The sequence below is a fragment of the Streptomyces sp. WG7 genome, assembly GCF_049975785.1.
Lineage (GTDB): Bacteria > Actinomycetota > Actinomycetes > Streptomycetales > Streptomycetaceae > Streptomyces.
Genome location: NZ_JBNGGE010000001.1, coordinates 469,671 through 483,470, shown reverse-complemented (window position 1 = coordinate 483,470; position 13,800 = coordinate 469,671). Strand labels below are relative to the sequence as shown.

At 71.9% G+C, this 13,800-nt stretch carries 12 protein-coding genes and 1 tRNA gene; 3 read left to right on the top strand and 10 right to left on the bottom strand.

Features of this window, described 5'->3' with window-relative positions; all coding sequences use genetic code 11:
• Positions 1-253: 253 nt before the first annotated feature.
• Positions 254-1,993: a DoxX family membrane protein gene (locus tag ACP4J0_RS02165; RefSeq protein WP_426596865.1), complete on the top strand. Its 1,740-nt coding sequence runs from the start codon at positions 254-256 to the stop codon at positions 1,991-1,993.
• 482 nt (positions 1,994-2,475) lie between these two features.
• Positions 2,476-2,640, top strand: coding sequence for a hypothetical protein (locus ACP4J0_RS02160; RefSeq protein ID WP_426596864.1), 165 nt, complete (start codon positions 2,476-2,478; stop codon positions 2,638-2,640).
• A 323-nt stretch (positions 2,641-2,963) separates the two neighbouring features.
• Here the strand turns inward: ACP4J0_RS02160 and ACP4J0_RS02155 are convergent, their stop codons facing one another.
• The 3 genes from ACP4J0_RS02155 to msiK form a co-directional block, all read right to left on the bottom strand.
• On the bottom strand, positions 2,964-3,701 hold the full coding sequence (locus ACP4J0_RS02155) for a nucleotidyltransferase family protein (protein WP_426555613.1): 738 nt from the start codon (positions 3,699-3,701) through the stop codon (positions 2,964-2,966).
• A gap of 65 nt (positions 3,702-3,766) precedes the next feature.
• On the bottom strand, positions 3,767-4,222 hold the full coding sequence (locus tag ACP4J0_RS02150; protein WP_426596918.1) for a hypothetical protein: 456 nt from the start codon (positions 4,220-4,222) through the stop codon (positions 3,767-3,769).
• Between the two features lie 267 nt (positions 4,223-4,489).
• Positions 4,490-5,626, bottom strand: coding sequence for a diacetylchitobiose ABC transporter ATP-binding protein MsiK (gene msiK / locus ACP4J0_RS02145; RefSeq protein WP_426596863.1), 1,137 nt, complete (start codon positions 5,624-5,626; stop codon positions 4,490-4,492).
• Positions 5,627-5,848: 222 nt separating this feature from the next.
• Between msiK and ACP4J0_RS02140 the strand changes: the two genes are divergently transcribed.
• A tRNA-Thr gene (locus tag ACP4J0_RS02140) sits at positions 5,849-5,922 on the top strand.
• A gap of 258 nt (positions 5,923-6,180) precedes the next feature.
• Here ACP4J0_RS02140 and ACP4J0_RS02135 read toward each other — a convergent pair.
• From ACP4J0_RS02135 to ACP4J0_RS02105, 7 genes are read right to left on the bottom strand one after another with little or no spacing between them, the layout of a single operon-like run.
• Positions 6,181-7,662, bottom strand: a complete 1,482-nt coding sequence (locus tag ACP4J0_RS02135; RefSeq protein WP_426596862.1) for an NADase-type glycan-binding domain-containing protein — start codon at positions 7,660-7,662, stop codon at positions 6,181-6,183.
• Positions 7,659-8,231 carry a phage tail protein gene (locus ACP4J0_RS02130; RefSeq protein WP_426596861.1) on the bottom strand — a complete coding sequence of 191 codons (573 nt, stop codon included), beginning with the start codon at positions 8,229-8,231 and terminating at the stop codon, positions 7,659-7,661. Before ACP4J0_RS02130 ends, ACP4J0_RS02135 begins: the two co-directional genes overlap by 4 nt.
• A complete protein-coding gene (locus tag ACP4J0_RS02125) occupies positions 8,228-10,189 on the bottom strand; it encodes a putative baseplate assembly protein (RefSeq protein WP_426596860.1) in 1,962 nt (653 codons plus the stop codon). The genes ACP4J0_RS02130 and ACP4J0_RS02125 overlap by 4 nt, the downstream gene beginning before the upstream one ends.
• The gene (locus tag ACP4J0_RS02120; RefSeq protein WP_426596859.1) at positions 10,189-10,641 is read right to left on the bottom strand and encodes a GPW/gp25 family protein; all 453 of its coding nucleotides are present in this window, start codon (positions 10,639-10,641) and stop codon (positions 10,189-10,191) included. The genes ACP4J0_RS02125 and ACP4J0_RS02120 overlap by 1 nt, the downstream gene beginning before the upstream one ends.
• A 43-nt stretch (positions 10,642-10,684) precedes the next feature.
• A complete protein-coding gene (locus ACP4J0_RS02115; RefSeq protein ID WP_426596858.1) occupies positions 10,685-12,601 on the bottom strand; it encodes a VgrG-related protein in 1,917 nt (638 codons plus the stop codon).
• Positions 12,601-13,323: a LysM peptidoglycan-binding domain-containing protein gene (locus ACP4J0_RS02110; RefSeq protein ID WP_426596857.1), complete on the bottom strand. Its 723-nt coding sequence runs from the start codon at positions 13,321-13,323 to the stop codon at positions 12,601-12,603. Before ACP4J0_RS02110 ends, ACP4J0_RS02115 begins: the two co-directional genes overlap by 1 nt.
• A 28-nt stretch (positions 13,324-13,351) precedes the next feature.
• Positions 13,352-13,774 (bottom strand): phage tail protein, encoded by a 423-nt coding sequence (locus ACP4J0_RS02105; protein ID WP_426596856.1) that lies wholly within the window; start codon positions 13,772-13,774, stop codon positions 13,352-13,354.
• Between the last annotated feature and the right edge of the window lie 26 nt (positions 13,775-13,800).

Sequence of the window (13,800 nt, the reverse complement as noted above, 5' to 3'; positions counted from 1 at the left end):
GCGGCGCGGTCGTGCGAGCGGCGCGGTTGTGCGAGCGGGGCAGAAGGATGGGGCCGCCGGTGTCGCGGCGGGGACCGTGCCGTACGAGGCGCCGCGCCGGCGTCGCCGAGTGAGGGGCGGCGCGCCGAACGGAGAACGGGTGTTCGGCGCGGTCGCCCACACGGGGTTTTCCCGGCTCTCCGGACAAGCTTGACGCGGTCCGGACAGATCCGGGCGGTCAAGGCAGTGTCCTAACGACACGTCACTCGGTTAGATGAGTGTGGACACCAGAACACCCCGCACACCCACGGGGGACCGCTCGTCGGGAATCGACGACGCTCCCGCGCTGAGCATGGTGAAGGTGCCGAGCGATCCGGCCCAGGTCATCGTCAATCACGCGAGCTTCCGCGTGCAGCTCGGTGCCTCCGCGCGGCGGACCCGGTCCCCGCGGATCGCGCGGCACTTGAGCGCCACCCAGGACACCGCCCGCATGCCCCTCGCGGGCACCGCGGGGCCCGCCGCCCCGGCGCCCGCCCGCCGTCGCGCCGTCGTCTGGAGCGGGCGGTCCGACCCGGACGACACCGGCGCCCACCGGCTGCTCCAGGCGGTGCGGGCCGGAGCCGGTCACCACACCGACGAGCAGGGCGCCGACGCCGGAGCCACCCAGGTCATCCACCGGGACGGCTTCGACGAGGGCGCCCCGGGCTACGACGGCTACGACGACGGCCCCGCCACCCAGACCATCGAGACCCCCCTCGTCGGCGCGCAGCGCGGCCCCGCCCCCGACGGCACCCGGCTGCTGCCCGCCATGCGTACCGTCGGCAGCGCCTACGACGAACCCGCCTACACCGGCGAGGACTTCGACCCGGCCCCCGGGCACGACGACTACGACGACTACGACGACGAGTACGACGACGGCCCGGAACCGGCCGGACCGCGCGCCCGGCGCCACGCCGACGACCCGGCGCGGCACGCCTACTTCCCCGGCCGCCGCATGAACCTCGGCGTCGTGCTGCTGCCGCTGCGCGTCTTCCTCGGCTTCATCTCCGTCTACGCCGGCATGGGCAAGCTCTGCGACCCCGTCTACTTCGACGGCGGCGAACGCGGCTCCATGGTCAAGTGGCTCAACACCCTGCACCCCTGGGACATCGCCGAGCCGCTGCGCCAGTTCGCCCTCGCCCACCCCGTCGGCTCCGGACTCGTCATCGCCTTCCTCCAGGTGATCGTGGGCGTCCTGACCGTCCTGGGCTGCTGGCAGCGCGTCGGCGCCGTCATCGGCGCGGGCCTGTCCGCGGCGCTCCTCGTCACCGTCAGCTGGAAGAGCGTCCCCGTCTACGACGCGCCCGACATCATCTACCTCGCCGCCTGGTCGCCGCTGATCATCGCCGGTGCCCCGGTCTACTCGGTGGACGGCCGGCTCGCCGGCAGCGCCTGGCGCCGCCTCGGCCCCCGCGCCGACATCTGGGACCTGCGCCGCTACGTCCTGCGCCGCGGCGCCCTCGTCACCTTCCTCGTCACCGGCATCACCCTCCTCGTCGGCTCGCTGCTCGGCGGTGCCGTCCGGGACGCCGACCGCGTGATCGTCCCCGGGCCCGGCGAGTCCCCGCGCAACGAACTGCCCGGCTCCCCGATCCCGCGGGAACCCGGCACGCGGAAGCCGACGACCCCGGAGGCCTCCGCATCACCCACCCAGGGCGCGACCAGCGGTGCGCCCACGCCGTCCACGGGCGCCGCGACGACCCCCGGAGCGACCCGCGACAGCGGCACCGCCACCGGCGGCGGCACCCCCAGCCAGACCCAGGGCACCACGGGCGAGGCCCCGCCGCGGCAGTCCTCCCCGGCCCGCCAGGCGCCGAGCACCACCTCGGGACCCACCTCCGGCGGCACCGCGACCGGCGGTGGCAGCAGCGGCGGCTCGACCGGCGGCTCCGGCACCGGAAGCGGCGGCGACGGCGGCGGCTCCTCCTCCACCGGAGAGCCGGGCAGGGGCCTCGTGGGCGGCCTCCTGGGCTGACGCCGGTGCCGGGGCCGGGAAGTTGTGGCCACTCACAGACGATGAGTGGCCGACATCTTCCCGGCCCCGCCCTTCAGTCTTCCGTCGGGGGCGTTGCGAGCCGCGTACGGCGGTCGCCGATCTGGCGGACGGGAGCGAAGAGGCGGCGCACAGAAGCCCCGAACCCGGTGAAGTCCGGATGCAGAAGCTCCAGGACACGGGGGGCTCGCCAGAACGAGCAGGGCTCGTAGAAGTGTGGTGGCGTACTGGGCGTTCATGCGGTTGCCGGCTGCGCATGTGTGTGACGCGCCCCGTCGGACAAGACGGCGCCCGCCCTTCCGAAGTCTTGGCGGGTCTTCCGCAGGTTCCGATGCGCTCAGAACCCGGTGAACCAATGCACGACCGACTTCGTCTAGACGGTTGAGATTCGTCGACGCTGTTATCCGGGTGCGCTCATACCGTCGAGCTGCGATCCTTCCATAGAGGTAGATATGCCCCTTTCCGTGATCCTGGTCCTCTTTGTCGCAGCCGTCACGCTTGCTGTGTACAGGTTGGTGCGGCGCCGACTGACCACCGGCGCCGCGTCGGGAGTGGCGGTCGGCGCTCTGGGGCTCCAGCTCTTCGGCCTTTGGGTCATGGCCGAGCTCACATTCGCCAACATGGGCTGAGCTCGGCCCTGTCGGGGATCTTGGAGTTTTCCGGTGCGTCGCGGTGGCCGGTGGGCATGCTCCGGTGTTCCTGGAGTCCGTGCGGTTGTCGAGGTGCCCGAACCGCCCCGCCAGTCTTCCTGACCGCCGTCGAACACAAGGCCGCCGAGCTGGCCGGACACTCCGCCCGGACGGCGACCCCGAGCACCTGTCGCATGCGCAAGCCGGTCCCGTAGGGCCCCGGATCGCCCTTCACCGCCACCTCCAGGCCGATGCCGAGCTACGCGGCCAGGGTGTCTTCCCGGCTCTCGACGAACAGCGCATCGCGGAGGGGGAGCGGTCCCTCAGCGGCCGGCCAGGGCCGCCAGTTCCCGTGCCGCCTCCGTCAGGTCCTTCGCGGTGTCGATCGCGCGCCAGTAGGAGCCCTGAGGGATCGGGAAACCGGCCAGCCGGCGCTCACGGGCCAGCCTCGGGAAGGTCGTCCGCTCGTGGTCGCCGCGCTCCGGGAGCATCGTGGCGAAGGCGGGGGAGAAGACGTAGACACCGGCGTTGATCTCGAAGGTCGACGGCGGTGCCTCGATGAAGTCGGTGATGTGGCCGAAGCCGTCCGTCTGCACGGCGCCCCACGGCAGGCGCGGGCGGGCCAGGGCGAGGGTCGCGACGGCGTCCCGCTCGGCATGGAAGTCGGCCATGTCGCGCAGCGAGAAACGGGTCCAGATGTCGCCGTTCGTGGCGTACCAGGGCCGGTCCGGGTGCGGCAGGTGCGCGGCGGCGTACCTGAGGCCGCCGCCGCGGCCGAGGGGTTCCGTCTCGACGACGGTGGTGACGGAGAGCGGCAGGTCGGCGGTCTCCAGCCACTTCTGCAGCACCTCGGCCAGATGGCCGCAGGAGACCACGACGTCCGTCACGCCCTCCTCGGCGAGCCAGGCGAGCTGGTGGCCGATGATCGGAGTCCCCGTGCCGGGGATCTCGACCATCGGCTTGGGCCGGTCGTCGGTGTAGGGACGCAGCCGGGAACCCTGTCCGCCGGCCAGGACGACGGCTTGAACGGGGCGGCGGGACGCGGCGTTCGGATCGGTCATGCCCGCACTGTACGCGGCGCCCCGCCGGCCTCCGCAGGGTGTTCCGTTCGGCCGGCCCGGCCGGCTCAGCCGTGGGCGGCCAGGACGCCCGAGGCGAAGGCGGTGTCGCAGACGGGGCGCGCGTACGACTGGGCGCGCGTCGGACCGTACACCTTGACCGCCGCGCGGCCGAGGGAGCGGGCGACCGACGCGCAGTGGCGGGCCAGCGACGGACGCTCGTTCACGGCCTCCTGGAGGTGGGTGAGGGCGACGCCCGGGTCCTCCTCCTGCAGTTCGGTCAGCAGCCGGTCGCGCAGCACCTCGTGCGGTGCACGGGCGGCGGTCCCGGTGGACGTCTTCGAGGACGAGGCCTGCGACGCGGCGAGCACCGAGTCCGCGGGGTCTCCCGACCAGTTGACTCGGGTGACCGCGAGAGTCCCGGAGAGCACCAGGACGACGGGCAGGACGAAGGCGAGAGAGCGGCCGATCCGGCGGGCGGGGCCCCGGCCGCGTCGCGTCTGTCGGGTGGTGGAGTGCTTCACGGAGTGCTTCACGCGAGTGAGGGTAGCGCCTGGTAATGATTTGGCGACATTTAGTCACCCGTTCAGGGGAAGGGGGAGGGGTGGGAAATGGGTAGGGCATTGACGTCCGCTGCTCGAAACGTCCGTTGTGGCGGGGTATTTGTCGACAACGGAAAGTGCCCCGCAGCAGGCTGCGGGGCACTTTCCGTCAACGCGGGTGATTTCACCCGGCCGCGTGGTTTCTCAGCGCGCGGTCTCCCGGCGCGCGGGTCCTCGGCGGGCGGGTCCTCAGTCGGTGAGGCGCTCGCCCGTGGAGGACGAGAAGACGTGGCTCTCGCCCGGCCGCGGCACGACGTGCACGGTCGCGCCCTTCTCCGGCACCGCACGGCTGCTGACGCGGACCACGAGGTCCTTCGTCCCGCCGTCGACCTCGACGCTGCCGTAGATGTAACCGTCGGCGCCGGTCTCCTCCACGACGTTCACCGAGACCGCGAGGCCCGCCGGGGCGTCCGCGGAGTCCTTCGACAGGCTCTTGGCGGCCCCGCCGCCCAGCTCCACCACGTCGAAGTGCTCGGGGCGGACGCCGACGGTGACCGTGCGGTCGCCCTTGTCGGAGGCGGCCTTCAGGGCGTCGCGGCTGATCGGCACGACGCTGTTGCCGAACTTCACGCCGCCGTCGGTGATCGGGACCTCGACCAGGTTCATGGCCGGGGAGCCGATGAAGCCGGCGACGAAGAGGTTGGCGGGCTTGTCGTACATGTTGCGCGGGCTGTCGACCTGCTGGAGCAGACCGTCCTTCAGGACCGCCACGCGGTCGCCCATCGTCATGGCCTCGACCTGGTCGTGGGTGACGTAGACGGTGGTGATGCCGAGGCGGCGCTGGAGCGAGGCGATCTGCGTACGCGTCGAGACGCGGAGCTTGGCGTCCAGGTTGGACAGCGGCTCGTCCATGAGGAACACCTGGGGCTCACGCACGATCGCGCGGCCCATCGCCACACGCTGGCGCTGACCACCGGAGAGCGCCTTCGGCTTGCGGTCCAGGTACTCGCTGAGGTCGAGGATCTTCGCGGCCTCCTCGACCTTCTTGCGGATCTCCGCCTTGTTGACGCCGGCGATCTTGAGCGCGAAGCCCATGTTGTCGGCGACCGTCATGTGCGGGTAGAGCGCGTAGTTCTGGAACACCATGGCGATGTCCCGGTCCTTCGGCGGCAGGTGCGTGACGTCGCGGTCACCGATGCGGATGGCGCCGCCGTTGACGTCCTCGAGGCCCGCGAGCATGCGGAGCGAGGTGGACTTGCCACAACCGGAGGGGCCGACCAGGACGAGGAACTCGCCGTCCGCGATGTCGATGTCGAGACCGTCGACGGCGGGCTTCGTGGAACCCGGGTAGACGCGGGTCGCCTTGTCGAACGTAACTGTGGCCATGGTGAATGGGCCCCCTTCTACCGGCAGGAACGTGCCGGACGATCCGTTGTAGGAAGGTGGTGTGGTGTAGTCCACACAGGTGAAGCTGGGCAGGACGGTACCTGGCGTTCACCTGATCTGTCAGTACCTGTGAGGCTGTGAACTTCGCCGAAATTTTCGAACCCCATCGTTCACCGGCTCTGTGTACAGTGGAGCAGCCTCCGCGCGCGCCGCCGCGCGAGTGCCTCCTTAGCTCAGATGGCCAGAGCAACGCACTTGTAATGCGTAGGTCGTCGGTTCGAATCCGACAGGGGGCTCTGTGAGTAAGGCTCTGAACCGGGGGGCGTCCCGGGAGCAGGGCTCTGTTCGGCCCCGGACGTCTCGTCCGGGGCCGTTCGCGTGAGCGCCGCGTGAGCGGTCCGCGTTCCCGTGCGTCCCAGTTCGCGAGCACGGCATCGGCCGCAGCGTGCAGATGCCGGGCCACCCCCCGTGGCTTGTCACGTGGCTCGGGCAGTGGGATACGGACGACCCCCAGGCCACCGGAGGCCAGGGGGTCGTCCGCGGTCGCGTGGGAATCAGGTGCGGTTGGCGCTGGAGCGGCCGAAGAACTCGATCTCCGCGATGGCGACCTGCTTGTTGGCGGAGGCCGCGTGGGCCGACTCGATGGTGAAGCGGACCTTGGTGACCTCGCCGACGCGGAACGGGCGGCGCTGTCCGCCCGCGCCCTGGTCCAGGGTGATGTCGCGGGTCTTGGTCGTGCCGTCCTTCATCGTGATCGTCGCCGTCACCCGGTGCGGCAGGGCCGATTCGCTGAGCTTGTCGGCCTTGGTGGAGGTGCCCGGGGTGATGATCAGGTCCAGGAGGCGGGTCGGCTCGGTGAAGTGCACCTCGACCCACTCGCCCCGGCCGGACTCCGAGATGCCCGGGCCCCACCAGGTGTTGCTCCGCTTGTCGATGAGGAGCTCGGGCTTGTGTCCGGTGAAGGAGCGTGAGGCCGTGATCCGGTCGGGAGAGACCGGGGCGCGCTTGGCGAAGTGGTCGCGGGTGGCCTGGATGCCGTCGGGGATGTAGACGAAGCCGAGGACCACCAGGGTGATGACGACGACGACGGTGATCCAGGTGCCGATGCGGTCGAAGACGCGGCGCAGGCGGGGGCGGTCGCCCGCCCAGGGGGTCTCGCTGCGCCGGCCGCCGAAGAGGCGGCGCCACCAGGGGGCGGGCGCGGTGGTGTGCTCGTCGGTGCGGTCCAGGGGCATCGCACAGCGCGCGCAGTAGTGGCGGTCGGGACGGTTGGGGGTGGAACACCACGGGCACGGCGGGCCGTTGGCGATGTCCGGCTGGTGGGCGGGGGCGCGGACCTGCGGCCGGTCGGCGTCGGGGCGGCCGGGCAGGACGGGGGCGACGGCGGGGGGCGGGGTCGGGCCCTGGGCCTCCGGTTCGGCGACGGGGACGAGGAGGGAGCGGGCCCGGTCGGACATCGTGTCGGTGAGGGCGTTCGGGGGCGGAGCGGACGCCATGGGGGTGGTGGGGGCGGTCTCGTCGGCGCCCGGAGCGCGGCCAGGGGTGGGGGCGGAGGCGGGAGCGGCGGATGCGCTGCCCGCGCCGCCCGCTCCGCTGGTCCCGGCAGACCCGGGTGTTCCGGATGCCGCGGCGGCTCCCGCGGCTCCCGCGGCACCCCCGGCTACGGCGGCGCCCCCGGCACTCCACGCGCCGTCGGTGTCGCGACGTGCCGCGTCGGTCCCGGCCGTCCTGTCGGGCCCGGAGGCGTCCGCCGGGTGGCGCGGGTTGGGCACCCACGGGGTCTCCGCGGTGTCGTCGTCCGATCCGCCGGTGGCGGCGGGCGCCGGGCGGTCGTGCCGGGCGGGGGGCACGCCCGTGCCGCCGGGGCCGGGGCGGGCGAAGGCGTCCCAGCCGGGGTTCTGGTCGGCCGAGGAGGCCGCGGGCTGCGTGGTGCGGGCGCCGGACTGGTCCCAGCGGAGTACGGCGCCGCACGCGTCGCAGAAGGACTGGCCCGGTTCCGCGCGGGTTCCGCACTCGGCGCAGTTCTGCGTGGTCATCTCTCCGGGGTCCTTTCGGAGGCGGTCACTTCGACCGTGTAGGGCATGTGAGCGGGGCGGGCGGCGGCGACGAGGGCGTCCAGCCGATGGGTGTCGGCCGGGGTCGGGTCGGGCAGCCGGAGGGCGACGTGCAGACGGGGGCGGGGTCTGCCGGGGAACGGGCCGAGGGGGCGGGCGTTCCATTCGGCACCGCCGCTCTCGGTGATGTCGGGTTCGACGCCGAACGCGAGCAGTACGGCCTCGGACAGGCCCTGCCGGGTGCCGCGTACGCGGTGCAGCCGGGCGGCGGCGGCCACGGCGGCGCGCAGCCGGTCCTCGGGTTCCGTGCCGTCGGTCTCGGCGCCGACCCAGGTGCCGAGCCACTGGGCGAAGTCGGCCGGGGTGAGGGCGGGGTCGAAGTAGGTGTCCAGGCAGTCCAGGACGCTCAGGATGGGGGCGATGACGTCGTCGAGTCCGCCGACGAACCGCTGGGCCAGGTCGTCGTCGGCGAAGACGGCCGGGAGCAGGGTGCTGATGGGCAGCGAGGAGCCGAGTCCGTCGACGGAACCCCGGTACGTCGTGGCCGTCACGCGCCGTCCCCGATCACTCGGACGCGGTGGTCGAAGGAGAAGACCAGCGCGGGCGGTTGCAGGTCGATGCGGTCGGTGGGGTCGCCGCGCTTGCCGGTGAGGGGGTCGGCGGGGTGCAGGACGACCTCGTCGACGAGTTCGACGCCGGGCACGCGCTGGAGCACGGCGAAGACCTCACCGGTCTGCACGGGGCGCCCGAAGGGCCAGCCCTTGCCGTCGGCGCCGCCGGTGAGCGGGTCGAGGTGGCGGTAGAGGGCGTCGTGGGTCTGGCGGCGTACGCGGTCGGCGTCGACGCCGCGGAAGGCGTGGACGGTGGCGACGACGGTGACGCCCTGGTAGTAGGGCGGGCCGACGGCGAGGCGGGTGCCGATGAGGCGGCGTTCGTCGAGGTGGCGGGTGATGCGGCTCAGGAGGGCGTCGCCGGGGACGAGCTGTTCGAAGCGGAGCCGGCCGCCGGGGTCGGGGACGGCCTGGGGGACGACGAGGACGCGGACGGCGTGGGCGCCGTATTCGTTCTCCTCGCCCTCCAGGCAGGTGATGCGGGCGGTCTCGGGGGCGGCGCGGCGGGCGAGTTCCTCGTAGTCGCGCAGGGTGACGGCGCGTTCCTGGGCGCGCAGCGTGATCGGCGCCCGGAGCTTCGCCTCCTCGACGGTCTCGCCGTCCACGCCGCCGCGGGCGGCCTCGCGGTTGACGACCTCGGAGACGTACGGGATGGAGGTGCGCAGCACCTGTACGGCGCCGCGGGCCACGTTGCCGGCCCTGCCCCCGCCGGTGCGGTAGCGGCGGGCGCGGATGACGGCGCCCTTGGGGGCGACGGTGCCGTACTGGCGCAGGGTGCCGTCGGGTTCGCGGACGGCGGGGCCGAAGGCGATCTCGCCGGTGGCGGCGTCCAGGGTGATGTGGTGGTCGTCGGGGCGGGAGGCCGCGAAGTGCGGGACGACCTGCCAGTCCTGCCAGCCGCCGTCACCGGCGGCGGTCTGCAGGATGACGGGCGGGTCGTCGGCGACGACGGGGGCGTGTTCGAGCGTCAGCCGCTGGCCGGGCAGGCCGGTGGACTCGCCGAGGGCCTCGTCGTACACGGTCTCGGCGTGGACGGTGCCGGTGGTGCCGCCGATGGTGTAGGCCTCGGCGGAGCGGATGGTCGGCGAGGTGGTGTAGAAGGGCTGGCCGGGCAGCGGTTCGGTGACGCGGCAGCGGATCCAGCCGGCCTCGTGGCCGCCGTTGCGGGACAGGACGTGGCCGCCGGGGACGTGCAGCACGATGTCGCCGGGGCGGTTGAGGCCACCGGTGCCGTCGCGGTCGATCTCGCAGGGCTGCCAGCCGTCCTCGGTCCAGGCCTCCCAGACCAGCGGCGGCTGGCGGGGGTCGACGCCGACGCCGTCGACGCGGCTGTCGAGTTCGAGGGCGAGCGCGCAGTGCGGCGTGGCGGCGGTGAGGCCGATGAGCATGCAGTCGCCGGGGCCGGGCGCCTCGGCGAAGCACATCACGTCCTTGCTCTCGGCGAGGTCCGTGGTGCGGTCGGTGACGGGCTCGCCGCGGTGCTGCACGACCAGGTGGCCGAGCGAGCACGGGACGATGTTCAGGTCGCGCTCGGTGGCGAAGACGACGGCCTCGTCGCGTTCGGTGCGCAGGGTGGCGACCTCGGTGCCGACCGGGACCAGGATCGTGTCCTCCTGCGGCGCGGACAGCCAGAAGGTGACGTCCGTACGGGCGGCGGAGGGCGGGAAGAGGGTGATCCCGACCAGGTCGAGGAAGGCGAGGTGGTTCTTCTCCGGCACCCGGTTGAGGCGGTAGACGATCTGGTCGGCCATGTGGGCGAGCGTCTCGACGAGCGTGATGCCGGGGTCGGAGACGTTGTGGTCGGTCCACTCCGGGGCGCGCTGCTGGATGTAACGCTTGGCGTCGTCGACGAACTGCTGGAAGCGCCGGTCGTCGAGGTTGGGGGAGGGCAGGGGCATCAGCGGTCGCTTTCGGAAGAGCCCGGGAGGCCGGCGGGACCGTCGGGGAGGTCCGGCTCGTCGTGGGAGGGGATGACGTAGAACGGGAAGACGAGGCTGCGCGGGTTGTTGGTGCCGCGGATCGAGTAGCGGACGTCGATGTACAGGACGTTCTGGCCTTCGCCGGTGGAGACCTCGACGTCGTGGACCTCGATGCGCGGCTCCCAGCGGTCCAGGCTGACGTACACCTCGTGCTGGATGCGGCCGGCGGTCTGCTCGTTGACCGGGGCGAAGACCAGGTCGTGGATGGCGCAGCCGAACTCCGGCCGCATCGGCCGCTCGCCGGGAGCGGTGGCGAGGACGAGCCGCATGGCCTCCTCCACCTCCTGCTCGCCGCTGACGAGGGCGATCCCGCCGGTGGGCCCGATGCGCATGGGGAACGCCCAGCCGGAGCCGACGAACTGCTCGGCCATCAGAGAACCGCCCTTGTCGTGTGGAGAGTCTTCGGTGCCGCTGTCATGGCAGTGGGTACGGCTTGTTGTTGACCAGGACCACGCCCTGGAGCATGAGGGTCGCCGCGCGGATACCGACGTTGGCGATGGAGTTGACCTGGAGGGTGCCACCGGAGGAGATCATGGTGGCGCCCAGGGCCTTGAGGTTGAGCGCGCCCATCGCGTCGACGGTGACGGCGCCGGTCAGCGACTTGACGTTGACGATGCCGCGGCCCTGGATGTCGAGCATCCCGCCGCTCTTGATGCTGAGTCTGCGCCCGGCGCTGAGGCTGAGGTCCGTTCCCGCGTCGATGGACACCGAACGGCTGCCGGTGATGCTGACGGTGCCCTTGCTGTCGACGGTGATCTCGGTCTTGGTGCGGTCGAGGTTGATGGTCAGCTTGTCGTTGCCGCTGGCGATCCGGACGCCCTGCTTGCGCCCGCCGGTCCGCTGGCTGAGCAGGTCGACGCGGTTGCCCTGACGGTCGGACAGGGTGTGCCGGGTGGCCTGCTTCTTCAGGCCGTCGTGCAGGGGCACGTCGTTCACCTTGGTCGGCACGTCCCGGCCGTTGTAGAGCCCGCCGATCACGAACGGGTGGTCGAGGGCGCCCCGGTCGAAGGCGACCAGCACCTCGTCGCCGACGTCCATGGGGAAGACGCCGCCGCCGCCCACGCCGCCCATCTGCACGCTGCGCGCCCAGTCGCTGACGTAGGTGTCGTCCAGCCACGGGAACTGCAGCTTGACCCTGCCCTGCTTGAGGGGGTCCTGCACGTCGGTGACGATGGCGTTGGCGACGCTGGGCAGCCGGGCGGCGCTCGCCGGGTCGGTGCCGCCGCTGCCGCCCGAGGCCAGCCCGTACAGGGAACGCCACTGGCGTCCGCTGACGTTGATCCAGGACTCGTAGGCCTTGCCGTCGCCGAAGTGGTGGCGTACCGAGGTGACGGTGTACTTGCCCTCGAAGGGCTTGCCGACGTCGCTGAGCGCGACCGGCACGCCGGGCCGCAGGTCGGGGCTGCCGTAGACGGCGACCTCCAGCTCGGCGAAGGAGGACGTGACGTCGGCGGCGAGGGCCTTCGCGGCGTGCTGGACCTCGTCCTGCTTGTCGTAGGGGTTGGCGGTCTCGACGAGCTTGGCGGCCTTGAACTTGCCGGCGGCCTCCCCGGGCGTGGAGCCGATGGTGATGCCCGGGTCGGTCTGGGCCGGCGCGATCTCGGTGATCTTCTTCTTGGTGGTGACGTTCCAGCCGCGCGACTCGACCTTGCCGACCTGGTCGGCGGCGGTCACCGCGGCCCGCAGCCGCAGGATGTCGTGGCCGGCCTGGAGCACGAAGGCGCTCTCCTCGCCCTTGGTCTTCGGGGAGGGCGCGCCGGCGGACGGGTTCGCCGTGACGAACCGGAACTTCCCCTTGGCGTCCACGTACATCACCACGTTGTTCTCGTCGGCGAGTCGTGAGAGGAAGTCCCAGTCGGTGACGTTGGACTGGCTGATGAACCCGTACATGCCCTTCGTCGGCTGGATCCTGCCGATGGACAGGCCGTCCATCGCGGCGAGTTTGCGCGCGATGTCGGAGGCCTTCTGGTTGCGGTACGCGGCCACGCGGCGCTGGCGCATCAGGCGGTGCCCGAAGTCGTAGCCGCGGATCACGGTGAAGCTGCCGGTGCCGTCGTAGTCGACCTCCATCGCGGTGACCTCGCCGGTCAGCAGCGGCTTGCCGACGCCCTGGCCGTCGGCGACCGGCGTGATGACCACCTTGGTGCCGAACTTCACGCTCAGCTTGTCGAGGACCAGGTGGTAGGGGTCGCGGAAGGTGAGCCGGAAGGCCGCGGGCACGCCGACGCCCTGGTCGACCCAGCCCTCGACGAGCATCGGTGCGATGTCGTCGGGCAGCTTCGCGGAGCCGATCCGCACCTCGACGATGCTGGAGAATGCGGGACGCACCATCAGTGAGGCACCTCCTCGGCGGCCGGCAGGATGAGTTCGGTGCCGTTCGTCAGGCGGGACGGGTCGTCGATGCCGTTGGCCTCGGCGATCGCCCGCCAGGAGTTGGCGCTGCCGTACTCGCGCCAGGCCAGCGACTCGAGCGAGTCGCCGGCGACGACCCGGTGCACGCGCCGCGCGGTGAGCGCGCCGGAGGTCGGGTTCTGTCCGCGGGTCGGGCCGGGGATCTCGACCAGATGCACCTGGCAGGTGGCGCGGATGGGGACGCCGGTGGTGCTGAAGAGCGTGTACGAGGCCTCGACGGACGCCACGTAGGCGGTGAACCGGGCCGTGGAGAACGACCCCCACTCGAAGACCACCCAGGGCGGCGACGGCTGCTTGGCGGACAGGCTGTTGGAGGTCACCTCGCAGCAGGTCAGCAGGGACTCGACCTTCTTCATCACCGTGTTGCCGGTGGGCCTCATGGAGGAGTCCAGGAAGATCTCCAGGGTCATCTCCCGCGGCTCGGCGCCCATGAACTGCGGCTTCGCGGCCTTGCGCACGGCCGCCGTCGGCGTCGCCTTCCACTGGGTCCGCTGGGTGAGGGACAGCTGGGCCGGGTTGAACTCGAAGTCGAACGTACGCAGTAGCGCACCGGGTGTGGTGGTCGTGCCGGTGGGGGGCTCGTGGATCGCGAGGTTGGCGCGTACGAGGCTCTTGCCGGCGCCCTTGCTGCCTTTGGCCATGGGTGTTCCTCTCTGCTCTGTGGCGCCGTCAGTCCGTGAATCCGTGGTGGGTGATCTCCAGGACCTCCGTGGCCACGGCCGGGCTGTTGGGGTCGAGGCTGGGCCCTTGCCAGCTGACGGGCAGTACGTCGATCAGTCCCCAGCGGGCGACCAGCGACCCGTCCGCGCGCAGGGCCGAGATCTGCGCGGTGGGCCGGTTGATCCCGGTCTGGATGGAGGAGATCCACTTGGCGACCTTCGCCGTGTCCGGGGTGAGGGGGCGGGTCAGCCGGATGTTGGAGAAGGAGACGCGGGTGGGCAGCTGCCACACGAACCCGTTGTTGCCGCCCTCCTGGCGCTGCTCGATCTCCACCTGGGACGACAGGCCGTCGCACCCGTTCCAGTAGCCGAGGCTCTCGCCGTCGATGGTGAGGGTGAACCAGATCGTGGAGCCCGGGTCCTGGCGGGGCATCGGGGGTGGGCCTTTCTGTCGGGTGT

Bases quoted from the DNA above. Each gene is read 5' to 3' on its own strand.
- msiK (WP_426596863.1), bottom strand. From the start codon at position 5,626: ATGGCCACAGTTACGTTCGACAAGGCGACCCGCGTCTACCCGGGTTCC.
- ACP4J0_RS02165 (WP_426596865.1), top strand. From the start codon at position 254: ATGAGTGTGGACACCAGAACACCCCGCACACCCACGGGGGACCGCTCG.
- ACP4J0_RS02125 (WP_426596860.1), bottom strand. From the start codon at position 10,189: ATGCCCCTGCCCTCCCCCAACCTCGACGACCGGCGCTTCCAGCAGTTC.
- ACP4J0_RS02135 (WP_426596862.1), bottom strand. From the start codon at position 7,662: ATGACCACGCAGAACTGCGCCGAGTGCGGAACCCGCGCGGAACCGGGC.
- ACP4J0_RS02120 (WP_426596859.1), bottom strand. From the start codon at position 10,641: ATGGCCGAGCAGTTCGTCGGCTCCGGCTGGGCGTTCCCCATGCGCATC.
- ACP4J0_RS02110 (WP_426596857.1), bottom strand. From the start codon at position 13,323: ATGGCCAAAGGCAGCAAGGGCGCCGGCAAGAGCCTCGTACGCGCCAAC.
- ACP4J0_RS02105 (WP_426596856.1), bottom strand. From the start codon at position 13,774: ATGCCCCGCCAGGACCCGGGCTCCACGATCTGGTTCACCCTCACCATC.
- ACP4J0_RS02155 (WP_426555613.1), bottom strand. From the start codon at position 3,701: ATGACCGATCCGAACGCCGCGTCCCGCCGCCCCGTTCAAGCCGTCGTC.
- ACP4J0_RS02115 (WP_426596858.1), bottom strand. From the start codon at position 12,601: ATGGTGCGTCCCGCATTCTCCAGCATCGTCGAGGTGCGGATCGGCTCC.